General features: G+C 63.9%; 15 protein-coding genes. 10 read left to right on the forward strand and 5 right to left on the reverse strand.

Features of this window, described 5'->3' with window-relative positions:
- The first annotated feature begins 4 nt into the window (after positions 1-4).
- From DAAJ005_RS04255 to DAAJ005_RS04275, 5 genes are all read left to right on the forward strand, one after another.
- Positions 5-838, forward strand: coding sequence for a cytochrome c oxidase assembly protein (locus DAAJ005_RS04255; protein WP_151846026.1), 834 nt, complete (start codon positions 5-7; stop codon positions 836-838).
- 347 nt (positions 839-1,185) lie between these two features.
- Positions 1,186-2,370 (forward strand): glutamine-hydrolyzing carbamoyl-phosphate synthase small subunit, encoded by a 1,185-nt coding sequence (gene carA, locus DAAJ005_RS04260; protein WP_151846027.1) that lies wholly within the window; start codon positions 1,186-1,188, stop codon positions 2,368-2,370.
- A 76-nt stretch (positions 2,371-2,446) separates the two neighbouring features.
- Positions 2,447-4,759, forward strand: coding sequence for a uracil-DNA glycosylase (gene ung, locus DAAJ005_RS04265; RefSeq protein ID WP_151846028.1), 2,313 nt, complete (start codon positions 2,447-2,449; stop codon positions 4,757-4,759).
- An 8-nt stretch (positions 4,760-4,767) separates the two neighbouring features.
- Positions 4,768-5,304 (forward strand): hypothetical protein, encoded by a 537-nt coding sequence (locus tag DAAJ005_RS04270; protein WP_151846029.1) that lies wholly within the window; start codon positions 4,768-4,770, stop codon positions 5,302-5,304.
- Positions 5,304-6,341, forward strand: coding sequence for a DNA topoisomerase IB (locus DAAJ005_RS04275; protein WP_151846030.1), 1,038 nt, complete (start codon positions 5,304-5,306; stop codon positions 6,339-6,341). Before DAAJ005_RS04270 ends, DAAJ005_RS04275 begins: the two co-directional genes overlap by 1 nt.
- A gap of 9 nt (positions 6,342-6,350) precedes the next feature.
- On the opposite strand, the gene DAAJ005_RS04280 is transcribed toward DAAJ005_RS04275, so the two are convergent.
- Positions 6,351-7,463, reverse strand: coding sequence for an alpha-hydroxy acid oxidase (locus DAAJ005_RS04280; RefSeq protein WP_151846031.1), 1,113 nt, complete (start codon positions 7,461-7,463; stop codon positions 6,351-6,353).
- Positions 7,464-7,561: 98 nt separating this feature from the next.
- Here DAAJ005_RS04280 and DAAJ005_RS04285 point away from each other — a divergent pair, with 98 nt between their 5' ends.
- The 4 genes from DAAJ005_RS04285 (at position 7,562) to DAAJ005_RS04300 (ending at position 10,323) form a co-directional block, all read left to right on the forward strand.
- Positions 7,562-8,065, forward strand: coding sequence for a DUF427 domain-containing protein (locus DAAJ005_RS04285; RefSeq protein ID WP_151846032.1), 504 nt, complete (start codon positions 7,562-7,564; stop codon positions 8,063-8,065).
- Between the two features lie 86 nt (positions 8,066-8,151).
- Entirely contained in the window at positions 8,152-8,556 is a 405-nt protein-coding gene (locus tag DAAJ005_RS04290) for a hypothetical protein (protein WP_151846033.1), read from the forward strand.
- 14 nt (positions 8,557-8,570) lie between these two features.
- Positions 8,571-9,245, forward strand: coding sequence for an aminoacyl-tRNA hydrolase (gene pth / locus DAAJ005_RS04295; RefSeq protein ID WP_151846034.1), 675 nt, complete (start codon positions 8,571-8,573; stop codon positions 9,243-9,245).
- A 4-nt stretch (positions 9,246-9,249) separates the two neighbouring features.
- On the forward strand, positions 9,250-10,323 hold the full coding sequence (locus tag DAAJ005_RS04300) for a M42 family metallopeptidase (RefSeq protein WP_226342566.1): 1,074 nt from the start codon (positions 9,250-9,252) through the stop codon (positions 10,321-10,323).
- 244 nt (positions 10,324-10,567) lie between these two features.
- Here DAAJ005_RS04300 and lpdA read toward each other — a convergent pair whose 3' ends face one another.
- Both lpdA and DAAJ005_RS04310 read right to left on the reverse strand, forming a co-directional pair.
- Positions 10,568-11,971, reverse strand: a complete 1,404-nt coding sequence (gene lpdA, locus DAAJ005_RS04305; RefSeq protein ID WP_151848383.1) for a dihydrolipoyl dehydrogenase — start codon at positions 11,969-11,971, stop codon at positions 10,568-10,570.
- A gap of 135 nt (positions 11,972-12,106) precedes the next feature.
- On the reverse strand, positions 12,107-13,351 hold the full coding sequence (locus DAAJ005_RS04310; protein ID WP_151846035.1) for a cytochrome P450: 1,245 nt from the start codon (positions 13,349-13,351) through the stop codon (positions 12,107-12,109).
- A 60-nt stretch (positions 13,352-13,411) separates the two neighbouring features.
- On the opposite strand from DAAJ005_RS04310, the gene DAAJ005_RS04315 reads away from it, so the two are divergent.
- A complete protein-coding gene (locus DAAJ005_RS04315) occupies positions 13,412-14,074 on the forward strand; it encodes a hypothetical protein (RefSeq protein ID WP_151846036.1) in 663 nt (220 codons plus the stop codon).
- On the opposite strand, the gene hemW is transcribed toward DAAJ005_RS04315, so the two are convergent.
- Entirely contained in the window at positions 14,071-15,234 is a 1,164-nt protein-coding gene (hemW, locus tag DAAJ005_RS04320) for a radical SAM family heme chaperone HemW (RefSeq protein ID WP_226342567.1), read from the reverse strand. The two genes, DAAJ005_RS04315 and hemW, sit on opposite strands and share 4 nt — an antisense overlap.
- Before the next feature lie 65 nt (positions 15,235-15,299).
- Positions 15,300-15,794, reverse strand: coding sequence for a hypothetical protein (locus tag DAAJ005_RS04325; protein WP_151846037.1), 495 nt, complete (start codon positions 15,792-15,794; stop codon positions 15,300-15,302).
- Positions 15,795-15,813 lie beyond the last annotated feature (19 nt).

A 15,813-nucleotide genomic window follows, 5' to 3' on the forward strand; every position in this document is an offset into this window, starting at 1 on the left:
CAACATGAGCGCCCCCGTCACGGTTCCTGGCTCCATCAACCTCGATCCCACGCTGGCCGATCTGCTGATCCCGGCCCCCGATCTGCTGTTCCTGATTCCCACGCTGCTGGTGGCCGGATACTACGTGTGGCGCTTCATCGTGTCGCGCCGCAGCGCCGAGGGCCGTGCCCGCTGGCCGGTGTGGCGGGCCGTGCTGTTCGCGCTGGGCATGGTGCTGCTGCTGATGACCACGCAGAGCCGCGCCGCCACCCTGACCGGCAGCAGCATGGCGCTGTACATGGGCCGCCTGATGCTGCTGGCCGAGATCGTGCCGCCGCTGCTGGTGCTGGGTATTCCGCGCGGAATCAGGATCAACCCGCGCGGCGCGGCAGCCCGCGTGCTGGGCGTGCTGCTCGATCCGTGGGTGGCGCTGGCGGTGTGGGCCGCCGTGATCATCTTCTGGAACGTGCCTGCCGGGTTTAACGCCAGCGTGGTCACCAATACCGCCGCCGCGCTGCTGCCCGCGCTGTATCTGCTGAGCAGCCTGCTGGTCTGGAGCGTCATTCTGCGCCCGCTGCCGAACGTGCAGCCCGCCGGAATGGGATCGCGCGGGGGTTTCGGCCTGCTGGCGGCGCTGCCCATGATGAGTGTGGCCTCGGTGTGGCTGTACGCGCCGAACGTGCTGTACACGCCCTACGTGAACGCGCTGTGCCTGTGGAACCTCTCGCCGCTGCAAAATCAGCAGCTCTCGGGCTGGATCATGATGCTGGCCGGGATTCCGGCGCTGGCACTGGCGTTTATCCAGTTGTTCCAGTGGCTGGTGCAACTGACCGGGGGCGACGAGCCGACGCCGAGCTGAGTGTGTTCCCTTTCCCGCCCCATCCTGTGCCCGGTGGAACGGCGACTGGCTGGGGCTTTTTATGTGGCGCACTGTGGGGCCAGCTCACCGCTGAAGGTGACGGCGATTCAGGTTCCAGTGTGGCAAGTGCTGAAGCAGGATGGGGCCGAATATTGATTGGCCATCCGCCGTTTGCGAGAACGTGAGCCGGGGCCGGGGCAACCGCTGCGCGAGCGTGGATAATACTTCTCTAGGCGGGGGGGACACCCGGCAGCGTGCCGATGCCCTACGCTAGACACCATGCACTGCACACGCCATGAAGTGCGTCCCGTGAGGCGCATATGGAGGGCCAAGATGGTCAACACAGCATGATTCGTAAAGAACGCGCAATTCTGGCGCTGGAAGATGGCACGGTCTACCGGGGCTACGCATTCGGACACCGGGGCGAGACCGTGGGCGAGGTGGTCTTCAACACCTCCATGACCGGCTATCAAGAAATCATGACCGATCCCAGCTACAACGGGCAGATCGTGACCATCACGTATCCGCATGTGGGCAACTATGGCGTGGCGATCTACGACATGGAGAGCAACAAGCCCTACGTGCGCGGCTTCATCTCCCGCGAATTTAGCGGCGAGTACAGCAATTACCGTGCCCAGCAGTCGCTGGAAGCCTTCATGCAGCAGTACGGCGTGGTGAGTATTCAGGGCATCGACACCCGCGCCCTGGTGCGCCGCCTCCGCACGGGCGGCGTGGTCAAGGGCGTCATCGCCCACCGCTCGTATACCCACCCCAAAGACCCCTACGGCGAGTTTTCCCCGGAAGAGGAGAGCGTGTACGTGCAGCGGGCCAGAGACCATCAGGACATCGACGGCTTTGACATGACCAAAGACGTGACCACCGCCCTGCCCTACGCCTTTCCCACCCTGCGCCACGGCAAGCGCGTGGTCCTGATGGACTTCGGGATCAAGCACACCATCATCGAGCGGCTGGCAGAGGTGGGCATCGAACCTATCGTGGTCCCGGCGCACACCACCCCGGCGCAGGTGATGGCCCTGCAACCGCACGGGCTGTTCCTGAGCAACGGTCCCGGCGATCCCGCCCCGCTGGAATACGCCCACAAAACGGCCTGGGAACTGATGGGCCTGCTGCCCACCTTCGGCATCTGCCTGGGGCACCAGATTCTGGGGCTGGCGGCAGGGGGCCAGACCTTCAAGATGAAATTCGGCCACAGGGGCGGCAACCAGCCTGTCAAGAATCTGCTGACTGGCAACGTGGAAATCACTGCGCAAAACCACGGTTACGCGGTGGACCTGGAAAGTATTCCTAATGGCGCATTCGTCGCCACCCACATCAACCTCAATGACGGCACGCTGGAAGGCATGGCGCACAGCCGCTACCCGGTCTTTAGCGTGCAGTATCACCCCGAAGCCTCTCCGGGGCCGCACGACAGCCGCTACCTGTTTGACCGTTTTATTGAAGAAATTGACGCTTTTGACGGCGCAACGGGCACGCCCGCTGAGAAAGCCTTGACCGGGCGACTGGGCGTTTAAGCCGCCTTCAGGTTTTCCAAAGCCCCAACCTGTCTCTTCTTACCGTCCATGCCGCAGCCTTGCATAAGACTGCGGCGTGCCTGTTTCTGCACAATTCAGCGTCGCAGACTCCCGCCCCGTTCAACTCGTCTGGTTCAAAAAGGACCTGCGTGTGGCGGACCATCTGCCGTTGCGTGAGGCGGCGGCGCGCGGCCCCGTCCTGCCGCTGTTTATCTACGAGTCGGAACAGCTTGGGCACGAGGAATTTACTGGACAGCATCTGACCTACCTGAATGACTGCCTGCGCGAATTGGACGGCAATTTGCGTAGGCTGGGCACGCCGCTGGTGGTGCGGCAGGGTGAGGTGGTGGAAGTGCTGGAGAAGCTGAGCCGCGAGCTTCCGCTCGGCGGCGTGTGGGCGCATCAGGAAACGGGGAACGGCGTGTCCTTCGCGCGGGACAGACGGGTCAGGGCCTGGGCGCGGGCGCGTGGGCTGCCGCTGACCGAACTGGCGCAAAACGGTGTGGTGCGCGGCATGAAAAACCGTGACGGCTGGGCCGATGCCTGGGAAGAACGCCTGGGAACGCCGCCCCTACCCGCGCCGGAAAAGTTGTGTGGAACGTCCATTTCACCCCGCCGGATCATGTCTCACGCTGAACTCGGTGTGGAGCCGGACCACAAAATCATCCCCCCTGGCGGCGAATCGGTGGGCTGCGCCACCCTGGATTCCTTCCTGGCCGTGCGCGGCGTGAACTACATGCGCGAGATGAGCAGTCCCCTGAGCGCGGAGGAAAGCTGCTCGCGCCTAAGCGGGCCGCTGGCGTATGGCACCGTTTCGCTCAGAACCGTCGTAAGCGCCACCCGGCAACGTCTCGCCGCCGTGCGCGGCGACACCTGGGCCGATCCGCGCTGGGTGCGTTCGCTCCGAAGCTATGAAAGTCGGCTGCACTGGCACTGCCACTTCATGCAGCGCCTGGAGTCTGAACCAGGGATGGAGTTTCGCAACCTCAACCGGGCGCTGGACGGATTGCGCGAGGACGAGTGGAACCCGGAGTTCTATGACCGCTGGGCGCACGGGCAGACCGGTTACCCGCTGATAGACGCCTGTGTCCGGATGCTGCGGCAGACCGGCTGGCTCAATTTCCGAATGCGGGCCATGCTCGTTTCCTTTGCCAGTCAGCACCTGTGGCTGCACTGGCGGCAGCCGGGGCTGTTTCTGGCGCGGCAGTGGCTGGACAACGAACCCGGCATCCACTGGTCCCAGATGCAGATGCAGAGCAGCACGGTGGGCATCAACCGCGTCCGCATCTACAGTCCTACCCGGCAAGCGCGCGAGCAGGACCCGGACGGCATTTTCATTCGCCGCTGGGTGCCGGAGCTGGCGGACATGCCAGGGGATTTTCTACATGCGCCCTGGGAGTGGAGCGGGGCCGCCCGGCTGAATTATCCGCCCCCTATCGTGGATGAGAACAAAGCTGGGCGGCTGGCCCGCGCCCGGATTGCCGCCGCCCGCGCCTCGCCGGAGTTTGAGCTGGAATCCCGGCGCATCTATCTCAAACACGGCAGCCGCAAGAAAGCCGCCATTCGCGCCGAGAGAGTGGCCAAAGGTCTGCCCGCCAAACCTCTCAAAAAGACGCCCACCAAACCGCCCACCCCCAGGAGAAAACCCATGAGCGATCAACCAGACCTGTTCGGCAACGCGCCCGACGCCGCCAAACCCATCATTCCCGCCGGACTGCCAGAGTCGTGGAAGGAGGCGCTGGCCGGGGAATTCGCTGCGTCATACTTCCACGAACTCAAGGATTTTCTGGTGGAGGAACGCGCCGCGCAGACCATCTACCCGCCTGCCGCCGACGTGTTCAACGCGCTGCGGTTCACGCCGCTGGACAACGTCAAGGTCTTCATTCTGGGGCAGGACCCGTACCACGGCCCCAATCAGGCGCACGGCCTGAGCTTCAGCGTGCGGCCCGGTGTGCGCGTTCCCCCCAGTCTCCAGAACATCTACAAGGAATTGCAGACCGACATTCCCAGCTTCACGCCGCCGCGTCACGGCTACCTGCGGGCCTGGGCCGAGCAGGGCGTGCTGATGCTGAATGCTGTGCTGACCGTGCGGGCGGGGCAGGCCAACAGCCACGCCAACAAGGGCTGGGAGAGCTTTACGGATGCGGTGATCAAGGCCGTGAATGCCAAGGAGGAGCGCGTAGTCTTCGTGCTGTGGGGCGCATATGCCCGCAAGAAGGCCAAGCTGATCACCAATCCCAACCATGTGATCGTGGAATCTGCCCATCCCAGCCCGCTGAGCGTGACCAAATTCATGGGAACCAGACCTTTCAGCAAGGTGAACGCCGCGCTAGAAGAAGCCGGGGAAACGCCGATTGACTGGCAGTTGCCGATGCAGGCGCAGGAGTGAGCGTTTAAATGCGGAACAACGATCAGCGCGAACATTATCTCACCGCACTTAAAAATGGCAAAGTTGGCATTTTTAGACAGGAGACATCGCTGGAGGCATTGCGTGCAGCGTTGCCTGAAATGGAATCAGGACACACAGAGGGATTCTTTTATTTACCCGGTTTTGAAATCTGGTTCGCTGACAGTCTGAGGCGTGTGATCTTTGATCTTGAGGACATCAAATCGAACGCTGCCAGCCTAAAAGTTCTGGGCAAAATCCAAGCCGTCTTGGTACGTTCAATTGCCCATTTAACCATTGACGAGCTTGCAACAGAAATGATCGAGAAGGGAATAGATTTCATCAGGCTTTCGGGTAAGGAAGAGCTTGTTGCCTTATCTCGTTTTAAGTCTCCCGCCAACATTTTCATTCAAGGAAAGGCCAACGAATTGCATCATCTCATTCTTGAATTTGATAATCGCTTCTCTTGTATTGCGCCATTCAAGAAAATTGAAGTCATTGATGGACTAACGAATGGGGTAAATGTGAAGTTTCGGGGGAGTGAATAATGCCGGGCCGCACCGAAATCTTGCAGGAGGAATACCTGCGCCGCGAGGGCAACGATCCGAAGAAATTCAAATACTTCTGGCCGGACGGCACGAGTTACAAGGACGAAGACGGCATCTCCCGTATCGCCAGTCTGGCCGTGCCACCCGCGTACACTGACGTCTTTGTCTCGCCCGATGCGGATGCCGAGTTACAGGCATTTGGCCGCGACGCCGCCGGACGTCTCCAGTACCGCTATCACCCTGATTTCGTGCAGGCCGGGGCACTGAAGAAATGGCAGCGGCTGACGCGCTTTGCCACTGCTTTACCGACACTGCGCGAGGTCACCACCTCCGATCTGCGTCTTCAGGGACTGCCGCCGCGCAAGGTGATGGCCCTGATGACCCGGCTGCTGCACGTCGCGCATTTCCGGGTGGGCAGTGACGCCTACGCCAAGCTGCACAAAACGTATGGCCTCAGCACGCTGCGCCAGCGGCATGTCACGCTGGAGGGCAACCTGATCACCTTCAACTTCCGGGGCAAGCACGGCATCACGCAGAACAAGGCCACGCGCAACCCCACGCTGGCGGGCAACATCGGCAAGCTGCTGGAACTGCCCGGCCCGTGGCTGTTTCAGACGGTGGGTGATGATGGCCGCCGCCGCGTTCACGCCCCGGAACTGAACCATTATCTGAAGGAGGTGATCGGCCCCTTTACCGCCAAGGATTTCCGCACCTGGGGCGGCACGCTGCTGGCCGCCGAATATCTGGCCGAGGCCGGGGTGGCGGGAACCGAGCGCGAGACCCGTAAGGTGCTGGTGGACTGTGTCAAGCATGTGGCCGAGGACCTGGGCAACACGCCCGCCGTGACGCGTGGCAGTTATATCTGCCCTGTCATTTTTGACCGCTATCTGGAGGGCAAGGTGCTGGACGACTACGAACCTCGCGCCGGACGCCTGCCCGCCGAACTGGAGGGCTTGAGCCGCAGCGAGGCGGCCTTAAAGCGGCTGCTGGAGAGTGAGAAGGTGTTGAAGGTGGGGCGGGGGAAAAGAGCGGCTTAGCGCCCAGACTTACAGCTTCAGCAAATCGCGCCCCACTTCCTTCAGACTCTGTTTCCCACTCAGGGCCAGGGCCAGCCTCACTTCACCCTTCAGCAGCTCCAGTACGCGGCGCACGCCTTCCTCGCCCCCTGCCGCCAGACCCCACAGTGCGGGGCGACCCAGAAAGACGGCCCGCGCGCCCAGGGCCAGCGCCTTGAGAACATCCGTGCCGCGCGAAATGCCGCCGTCCAGATAGATTTCCATGCGGCCCGCCACCGCGTCGGTGATTTCGGGCAGGGCGGCAATGGCGCTGATGGCGGTGTCCAGTTGCCGCCCGCCGTGGTTGCTGACCCAGATGTGGCAGCCGTGCTGCACGGCCAGTTCGGCGTCCTCGGCAGTCAGGATGCCCTTGAGGACAACGGGTAGCCCGCTCAGGGATTTCAGCCAGTCCAGATCGCGCCAGCTCAGGCTGGGGTCCACCAGTCCCTGGAAGTGCCGGACCAGCTGGGAGCCGCTGTGCGTTTCCAGCCCGGCCAGTGCCTCGCGTGACCCGGCGTTCGGCACTTCCAGGTGTGGCGGCAGGTTAAAACGGTGGCGTTCATTGGCCTCGCGGCGGCCCACGAAGGGCGTGTCCACCGTCAGCACCAGCGCCCGTGCCCCGGCAGCCTCGGCCCGGCGCACGAGGCCCGCCGAGACCTCGCGGTCCCGGTACAGATAAAGCTGGAACCACAGCCGCCCCGCTGCCGCCCGCGCCACGTCTTCAATCGGGGTGTTGGAAAAGGTGCTGAGGGTCATCACGCTGCCCAGTCCAGCGGCGGCCCGCGCCGTTGCCAGCTCTGCATCTGGGTGGGCCAGTCCGTGAAAGGCGCTGGGGGCGATGCCCACCGGAAAGTCCAGCGGCAGGCCCAGCACCGATGTTGTCGTCTGCACCTCCGAAACGTCCACCAGCATGCGCGGACGCAGACGGATGCGTGCAAAATCCTCGTGGTTGGCGCGGTGAGTGTGTCCGTCATTTGCGCCGCTGGCGTAGTAGTCTAGGGCGTTCTGATCCAGCCGGGCGCGGCCCAGCGCCTCGATCTCGCTCAGGTTGACAGCCTGTGCGAGCGCTTCCAGATGTATCTCTGTCGGTGGAATGGTGGTCATGGGCCAGGGTAGCAAGCGCGTGTGCGCGAGGAAGGAGAAAAGAGCTGCTTCGTGTGCCCTCCGACAGCCGCACACGCCCATCCCTGCCATGCTGACCCATGTTCCGTTCCCGTCCGAAACCCGAAAAACCCCGCGCCGGGCAGGAGAGCGTCTGGGACTACCCGCGCCCGCCCCGGCTGGAGCGCACCCACAGGCGCATTGAAATCTGGCTGGGCGGCGAGAAGATTGCCGACACCACCGAGGCGTTTCGCGTACTGGAAACCAGCCACCCGCCGGGCTATTACCTGCCGCCCGAAGCCTTTGCTCCGGGTGTGCTGGCCCGTGCCCAGGGCAGCAGCATGTGCGAATTCAAGGGCGCGGCGACGTACTGGACACTCTCGGCAGGGGGTAAAACGGCAGAGGCGGCAGGCTGGAGCTATGAATCCCCCACGCTTGCCTTCCGCGACATGGCTGGGTACATCGCCATTTATCCGGGGCGCATGGACGAATGCCGTGTGGACGGCGAGAAGGTCATCCCACAGCCGGGCAACTTCTACGGCGGCTGGATCACTGAGGATGTGGTGGGGCCGTTCAAGGGCGCGGCGGGAACGATGGGCTGGTAAAGAAAGAGTGTGAGCGGGCACGGCAGCGCTCTTTCCTCTGCATTCCGCAAACGGCGTTTCTCTATCTGCCTTGCTAACCTGACCCCATGACCGACGCCCCCATCCGCACCCGCCTTGACGCCCTGGCCCCGGCGCTGCGCCACTTTCACTCCGCATTGCTGGACTTTGCCAAGGGAGAATACGAATTTCTGCACGGCCCGGTGGGTAGCCCCTTTGAGCTGTATTCCCTGGTGATGAACAACCCGGATTTCCAGTGGTTGCGTCCACTGTCGGGCCTGATGGCGACGCTGGACGAGGTGCTGGACGCCAAGAACAAGATCCTGACCGAGCAGAACCTGACCGATATACGCGGCGCACTGGGCCTGCTGTTCTCGGAGAGCGATACCCGCTTTGCCGACTTCCGGGCCGGATATACGCGTGCGAAGGGCGACAACCGCGTGCGCGAGACGGAAGCGAAGTGGCGCGAAGTTCTGAACAGCCTGGAAGCCTGAATGCTGAGCCTTCAATGAAGCTGGTTGTGGGACTCGGAAACCCTGGCCTCAAGTACGCCCAGACCCGCCACAACGTCGGCTGGCTGGTGGTCAATGAATTGGCCCGCCGCGCCGGGGGCAGTTGGCTCAAGGCCAAAGATGCGGAGGTCTGCGAGGTGCGCCTCGGTCCTGCTCCGGGTGAAAAGGTGCTGCTGGTCAAGCCACAGACGTTTATGAACGCGTCGGGTAAGGCCGTTGCGCCCCTATTTTCCTTTTATAAGCTGGAACTGGGTGGTCTGCTGGCTGTTCAGGACGATCTGGACAGCCCCTTTGGACTGCTGAAATTCCGTTTGGGCGGGCGGCACGGCGGTCAGAACGGCGTGCGCGACATGATCCGCCTGCTGGGTTCAGAGGGCTTCGCGCGGCTGAAAGTGGGTATCTCGCGCCCACCCGCTGGCCGTGATCCGGCGGACTGGGTGCTGAGCAAATGGCATCCTGACGAGGCCACGACGCTGGCGGAACTGGTGCGGCTGGGCGCGAACGCAGTGGAGGTCTGGGCGGCGCAGGGACTGGCCGAAGCCCAGGGGCAGTTCAACGGCACGGATCTGCGGCCTGAACCTCCAGCCCCGGCACCTGCCACGCCCGCGTCCAGCGAAAGCGAACCTCAAGATGCAGAGGCATCGGCTCAACCCGTTCAGGGCTTACCCTGAGCGAATGGCAAAAGCTAAATCGGTTCCTGATTCCGCAGCAGAGTTGAGATTAGACGTATTGATGCACCTCTCCAACCTTCCCGGCGTTCCCGGCCAGGAAGACGCGGTGCGCGATTTCGTGCTGGACGAACTGGACGGGCTGGCCGACGATGTGCGCGTGGACGCGCTGGGCAACGTGATCGCCACCCGCAACGGCGAGGGCAAGAAGGGCAAGCGCGAGCGCGTGATGGTCAGTGCCCACATGGATGAGATCGGCTTTCTGGTGCGCTTCATTGATGAGAAGGGCTTCGTGCGCGTGCAGGCGCTGGGCGGCTTTGACACCCGCAACCTGTTCGCGCGGGACGTGACTGTGCATGCGCGCGGCGGGGCACTGCCAGGGATCATGACGCCGGGCGGCAAGCCCATCCACATCTCGACTGCCGAGGAACGCAAGAAGATCCCCGAGGTCAAGGAGTTCTTCATTGATCTGGGCCTGGACGCTGAGGAAGTCAAGCGCCGTGTCCGCGTGGGCGACATGGTGACGCTGGATCACACCGCCCGCCGCGTCGGCTCGCTGGTCTGCGGCAAGGCGATGGATGACCGCGCCTCTGTGTTCATGCTGCTGGAAGTGTTGCGCCACTTCCGCAAAACGCCGCCCAAGCATGACCTGATCGCCGTCTTCAGCGTGCAGGAAGAAGTCGGTCTGCGTGGGGCCATTACCGCCGCCTATGGCGTGGAACCCACTGTGGGCATCGGCCTGGACGTCACCCTCGCGGTGGACACCCCTGGCGTCAGCCCGGATGAAGCGGTCACGCGCATGGGCGAGGGCATCGGCATCAAGGTCTTTGATTCCAGCATGATCTCCACCCGCAGTCTGGTGGACGAGTTCTATGATCTGGCCGAGAGCCGGGGCATCCGCGCCCAGATGGAAGTGCTGGGCCAGGGCGGCACCGACGGCGCAGCCATCCAGCGCAGCCGTGCGGGCGTGCCGACGCTCACGCTCAGCCTGCCAACGCGCTACATCCACAGCGTCGTGGAATCCGTGCATGTGGATGACTTACGGTCTGGGGTGGATTTGCTGGTGGCTTACCTGGGGTAAGAGCAAACCCCTCTCCTACGGAGCTGTACTGGCCAGTCACCTTCGGTGCCAGCTTCCCTCAAAAGGGAGCCAAGGAGCGCAGGAGACTGTGCAGCGCGAAGAATACCCTTGCCTCCCTTCTAAGGGGAGGTGCCTCGAAGGGGCGGAGGGGTTAACCTTGGGAGCAATTCCCTAAACCTGCCTGACAACCAAAAAAGCGGCCCTGGCACGAGCATCTGCTCCCAGGGCCGCCTTCCTCTTTCTCCTACTTGTTCATGATGTGGATGGCCTGCTTATGCACGGCTTCCGCCGCTTCCAGCACGGCCTCGCCCAGCGTGGGGTGGGCGTGGATCGTCAGGGCAATGTCGCTGGCAGTGGCGGCCATTTCCAGCGCCAGACCCGCCTCGCCCAGCAGATCGGAGGCGTGCGGGGCCACGATATGTACGCCCAGCAATAGATCGGTGTCCTTCTCCACCACCATTTTCACGAAGCCGTCGGTGGCTTGCAGGGTCATGGCGCGGCCAGAGGCACTCAGAGGGAAAATGCCAGTTTTGACCTCGTAGCCCTTGTCCTTGGCCTCCTGCTCGGTCAGGCCCACCCAGGCCAGTTCGGGGCTGGTGTAGACCACGCCGGGAATGGCGACGGCATCCTGCTCGGAGGGTTTGCCCGCGATGACCTCGGCGGCCACCAGCCCTTCCTTCATGGCCTTGTGCGCCAGCATGGGGTTTCCGGCCACGTCGCCGACGCTGTAGATGTGCGGCACGTTGCTGTGCTGGCGGGTGTCGGCGGGGATGAAGCCGCGCTCGGTGACATGCACACCTGCCGCCTGAACGTTCAGACCATCGGTGCGCGGGCGACGGCCCACGGCCACCAGCACGCGGTCAAAGACCTCGGTGGTCTTCTCGCCGGTCTTGACGTTTTCCAGCTCCACATGCACGCCGTCGCCCTTCTTCTCGGCCTTATTCGCCTTGGTTTCGGTGGCAATCTTGATGCCCTGCTTCTTCATGATCTTGCCGAATTCCTTGACTGCGTCGGCGTCGGCACCGGGAATGATGTTGGGCAGAAATTCAATAACCTTCACTTCGCTGCCCATGTTGTTGTAGACATGCGAGAACTCAAAGCCGATCACGCCGCCGCCCACGCACAGCATCCGTGCCGGGACTGGGTCAGGCATCACCAGCGCCCCAGTGCTGTCCACGATCACGTTCTGATCCACGTCCAGCCCCGGCAGTTTGGCGGGTTCGGAGCCGGTGGCAATGATGAAGTTGGAGGCGGTGTAGGTCTTGTCGCCCACCTTGACGGTGTGGGGGTCCACGAAGCTGGCCTCGCCGATCAGGTGCGTGACCTTGTTGGCCTTGAACAGTGCGCCCACGCCACCGGTCAGCTTCTTGACAATCCCGTCTTTCCAGCCGTTGAGCTTGGCGATGTCCAGCTTCTGCTCACCGAAGGTCAGGCCGAAGTCGGCGGCGTGACGGGCAGCGGCGATCTGCTCGCCCGCGTGCAGCATGGCCTTGGTGGGAATACAGCCCACGTTCAGGCACACGCCGCCCAGATACTCGCGTTCCACGCACGCCACCTTCAGGCCCAGTTGCGCGGCGCGGATGGCCGCGTGGTAGCCGCCGGGGCCAGCGCCGATTACCAGTACGTCAAAATCCATTTGTTCGGCCATCTGTTTGGTCATGGGGGCAGTCTAACGCCCGTTTGGGTGGGCGTCAGTAACCTGCTGAGAGAGTTGGACGCGCGGCATTGACAAGACAGAATGGTGGGTCTATGCGGGGCTATTTACGCGGTCCCAGCGGTGTTCTCAGTCCACCCGCACATCCAGCCGCTGCACGCCGCGCAGTACCGGATTGGGCTTGAAAGGTGGGTTGGAATTGGTAACGCGCAGTTTTGGAAAGCGCGTGGCGATGGCAGCGAACGTTTCGCTGATTTCCAGCCGCGCCAGACTGGCCCCCAGACAGTAGTGCGGCCCGGCGGCCAGGGCCAGATGGCGGTTGCTGTTCGGGCGTTCCCAATCAATCCGATCAGGATCGGCAAATACCCCTGGATCACGGTTGGCGGCTCCCAGAATCAGTTGCGCGAGGTTGCCGCCGGGCAGGGTCATGTCGCCCACGCTGACGTCCGCGCTCAGGGTACGGCCATCGAACTGGACTGGGGAGACCACGCGCAGCAGCTCGTCGGCCACGTTGGGGTGGCGGGGGTTTTCTATCAGGGCGGCCCAGGCGTCCGGCTGGCGTGAGAGTTCCAGCAGGCCGCCAGGAATCAGGTTGCTGGTGGTTTCGTGTCCGGCGGCCAGCAGCAGCACGGCGTTGGACAAGAGTTCGTCACCGCTGAGGCGTTCGCCCCCGTCCTGGGCGGCGCTCATCGCGCTCAGCAGGCCCGGTTGCGGCTTGGCGCGCAGTTCGTCGGCCAGATCCTGAAAGAAGGCGCGCATCTCGCGGGCGTCGGCGTCGATGCGGCCCATCAGCTCAGGGGACTGGTTCATGCCGCCCAGTAAGTCGGCCACACTCTGCGTCCAGCCCACGAAACGGGCCTCGTCATCGCCCTTCAGGCCCAGCATGCCCATGATCACGCGGGCGGGCAGCGGGTTAGACAGATCAGCCACGATGTCGCCGCCGCCCCGCGCCGCCATATCGTCGAGCAGCGTGTCCAGCAATGAACGCACCAGTTCGCGCTGTTCCTCCACCACCCTGGGTGTAAAGGCTGCGCTCACCAGACTGCGTAAACGCTGGTGCGACTGGCCGTTGTGAAACAGCATCATAGATTGCAGCAGGCGCACGCCCTCGGAACCCTCTCCATCCAAATTCTGAATGCCGTTGCCACTGAGCGCATGCGGTGAACGCAACACCGCCGAGCAGGCCGCGTGCCCGGTCAGAAACAGCGCCTTCCAGTCGGGAAACTGCGCTTCCAGCACGCCGCCGTCACTCAGCGCCCGCACCTGTTCGTAGGCGGCGTAGGGATTCGCCAGAGACTGCGGGTCCCACAGGGCATTGACGGCGTTGCCAATCGCGGCGGCGCGGTCCTGATTCATCGGCTCAGAGGTGGTCATGCTGTAGCCTGCGCCTTTCTCTACTCGGCACTCAAGCTATTCTGTCGAGTAGTCTGATTCATGCCCCGAATCTGGCAACAGGTGATCGCCCCGGACGCCGTGAAGGTGTTCCTGTCGGGCCGCGATCTGCCGGTGCTGGCGGCGCTGATGACGGCGGAATGGGCGGTTGCCCCGCTGGCCGCCTCGCTGCATTTGCCGCTGAACGCTACCCACCACCGCGTGCGCCGTCTGCTGCGGCTGGGGCTGGTGCAGGAGACCCGGCAGGAAGCGCGCCGGGGCCGCCCGATTCGCCATTACCGCGCCAGTTCGGAAGGCTATCTGGTGCCTTATCACGCCACTCCACTGGGTTCCCTCGAGGAACTCGTCGGCGTGTACGAACAGGAGTTCACGGCCCGTTTCCTGCATGCCGTGGTGCAGGCGGCCATCCCACTGGTCAGCGACGAGCGCGAAATCGGCCTGCGTGTTTTTCTGGATGGGGGAGAGGTGTCCTTCGACGTGACGCCTACCGCAGGGGCCTTTCAATACGCCGATCTGCTGCGCCCGGATCGCCCGGCCCTCCTGCTGAACTGGGGCACCCTGCACCTGGATTCGGCGGATGCCAAGGCCCTCCAGCGCGAACTGAGTGAGTTGCACGCCCGGTATGCTGCCCGACACGGTTCCGAGCGCTATCTGCTGCGCCTGGGCCTGACGCCCGACGTGCTGGGAGACGATCTGGGCAGTTAAGCCTCCAGAAAGTCCGTCACCACGCGGTTTAGAACCCACCAGCCCGCAGGCGTGGCCCTTAGCCATGTTCCGTCCAGTTCCAGCCAGCCGCGTTCCACGTTGGCGGCAATGGCCCCGGCGTAGCGCACTCGCACGTCCAGCCCACTGCGCTGTGACAGGTCATCCAGATCAATGCCTGCCCGCAGCCGCAGCCCCATGAACAGCGCGTCGGTCGCGTATTCCTCGGCGTCGATGGCCTCCGCCTCGCCCTGTTCTCCGGTCAGCCAGATGTGGAGGTGGGGGTTGGTGCGCCTGGAAGTCAGCACAGTCTCAGACCCAGGCACAGCCGGATACTGCCCCGCCGCTCCCGGCCCCAATCCCAGATACGTGCGGTTGTTCCAGTACGCCAGATTGTGCCGCGATTCCTGGCCGGGCTTCGCGTAATTGCTGATCTCGTAGCGGGCAAAACCGTGGGCACTCAGCAGTTCCTCGGTGCGCTCAAAGCCCGTGCGCTCGTCATCCTCCTGCACGGTCACGCCGCGTCGGGCGAACTCGGTGCCGGGTTCGATGGTCAGGGTGTAGGCGCTGATGTGGTCCACACCCAGGGCCACCAGACCGTGAATATCGCTGTCCAGTGGCTGCCCCGGTACGGCGGTGATCAGGTCGCCGGACACGCGCAAACCTGCCCCGAGCAGGGTGGTCACGGCTTCCCGCGCCCCCGCCGCGTCGTGCTGGCGGCCCAGGAACTTCAGGGTGGCGTCGTCCAGACTCTGCACGCCCACGCTGGCGCGGTCAAAGCCCAGCCCTTTCCACAGTGCCGCCCGCGCCTGGCTGACCGTGCCGGGGTTGATCTCCAGCGTGTTTTCCTGGCGGCCCCAGCCTAGATGACGGCGAATGCTGCCCACCAGCGCCGTGATCTCGGCGTCGCGCAGAAAACTGGGGGTGCCGCCGCCCAGATATACGGTGTCCAGCTCCACCGCATACTGGGAGGCCAGCCACGCCGCCTCCTGCTCCAGCCGCTCCAGATACGCCTCCACCTGCCCACTCTTGCGGGTCAGCACATGGAAATCGCAGTACGGGCAGATGCTGGGGCAGAAGGGAACGTGGACATAGAGGTGGCGCACCGTCTGGTCAAGGACGGTTACGTTCAGCAGGGGCGGGGCGGGGACAGCGTGAATCACGGCCCCGAGTCTATGCGCGGGTGTGGGTCAGTGACCGTGAGGCTCGGCGGCGAGGCCCGGAGCTTTCAGCGCCCATGTGGTGTGGCGTCCATCCAGTCTTCCAGAGCCTTCTGAAGTGCCGCCGCCGTCGTCACGATCACGGCCACATTTAGCGAGGCCACCGCCGAGGCCGCCGCGTTCTGGCCCCTGCGCTTGCCCGTTTTCAATCCAGTGGGCGCGGTCCAGGCGGGAAAGGTGCCGCCCTCGGCATATTCCACACCGCCCGCGTCAGAGACCACAGCATCGGGCACCGTCGTCTCCGGCCCGGCAGCCAGCGCCTGTTTGCCGATCACGAGGACGCCGCGTGGGCTGACTTCGCGCACGGCGGCCAGCAGCGGCGTCAGGCCGTCGTGGACAATCAGTTCCACGCTACCCTTGCCGTCCACGGCGGCCAGAGCTTCCGGCAGGCCAGCGGCCAGTTCGGCGGGCGCGGCCACCAGCCACGGGTGGCCCCCGGCACGGCCCTCGAAGCTGGCGTGGGCGCTGCCGTAAATGTCGGTCCAGGTGCGGGTGTGCTGCATGGTGTTCAGCATAGGCGAG

Origin of the sequence: Deinococcus sp. AJ005 (genome assembly GCF_009017495.1) — a bacterium.
Classification (GTDB): Bacteria; Deinococcota; Deinococci; order Deinococcales; family Deinococcaceae; genus Deinococcus.

What these genes read in the sequence shown, in the direction of transcription:
- DAAJ005_RS04290 (WP_151846033.1), top strand. Translation starts at nt 8,152, where the DNA reads ATGACCGACGCCCCCATCCGCACCCGCCTTGACGCCCTGGCCCCGGCG.
- carA (WP_151846027.1), top strand. Translation starts at nt 1,186, where the DNA reads ATGATTCGTAAAGAACGCGCAATTCTGGCGCTGGAAGATGGCACGGTC.
- DAAJ005_RS04300 (WP_226342566.1), top strand. Translation starts at nt 9,250, where the DNA reads ATGGCAAAAGCTAAATCGGTTCCTGATTCCGCAGCAGAGTTGAGATTA.
- DAAJ005_RS04275 (WP_151846030.1), top strand. Translation starts at nt 5,304, where the DNA reads ATGCCGGGCCGCACCGAAATCTTGCAGGAGGAATACCTGCGCCGCGAG.
- DAAJ005_RS04310 (WP_151846035.1), bottom strand. Translation starts at nt 13,351, where the DNA reads ATGACCACCTCTGAGCCGATGAATCAGGACCGCGCCGCCGCGATTGGC.
- DAAJ005_RS04255 (WP_151846026.1), top strand. Translation starts at nt 5, where the DNA reads ATGAGCGCCCCCGTCACGGTTCCTGGCTCCATCAACCTCGATCCCACG.
- DAAJ005_RS04280 (WP_151846031.1), bottom strand. Translation starts at nt 7,463, where the DNA reads ATGACCACCATTCCACCGACAGAGATACATCTGGAAGCGCTCGCACAG.
- DAAJ005_RS04270 (WP_151846029.1), top strand. Translation starts at nt 4,768, where the DNA reads ATGCGGAACAACGATCAGCGCGAACATTATCTCACCGCACTTAAAAAT.
- DAAJ005_RS04325 (WP_151846037.1), bottom strand. Translation starts at nt 15,794, where the DNA reads ATGCAGCACACCCGCACCTGGACCGACATTTACGGCAGCGCCCACGCC.
- pth (WP_151846034.1), top strand. Translation starts at nt 8,571, where the DNA reads ATGAAGCTGGTTGTGGGACTCGGAAACCCTGGCCTCAAGTACGCCCAG.
- lpdA (WP_151848383.1), bottom strand. Translation starts at nt 11,971, where the DNA reads ATGGCCGAACAAATGGATTTTGACGTACTGGTAATCGGCGCTGGCCCC.
- DAAJ005_RS04285 (WP_151846032.1), top strand. Translation starts at nt 7,562, where the DNA reads ATGTTCCGTTCCCGTCCGAAACCCGAAAAACCCCGCGCCGGGCAGGAG.
- DAAJ005_RS04315 (WP_151846036.1), top strand. Translation starts at nt 13,412, where the DNA reads ATGCCCCGAATCTGGCAACAGGTGATCGCCCCGGACGCCGTGAAGGTG.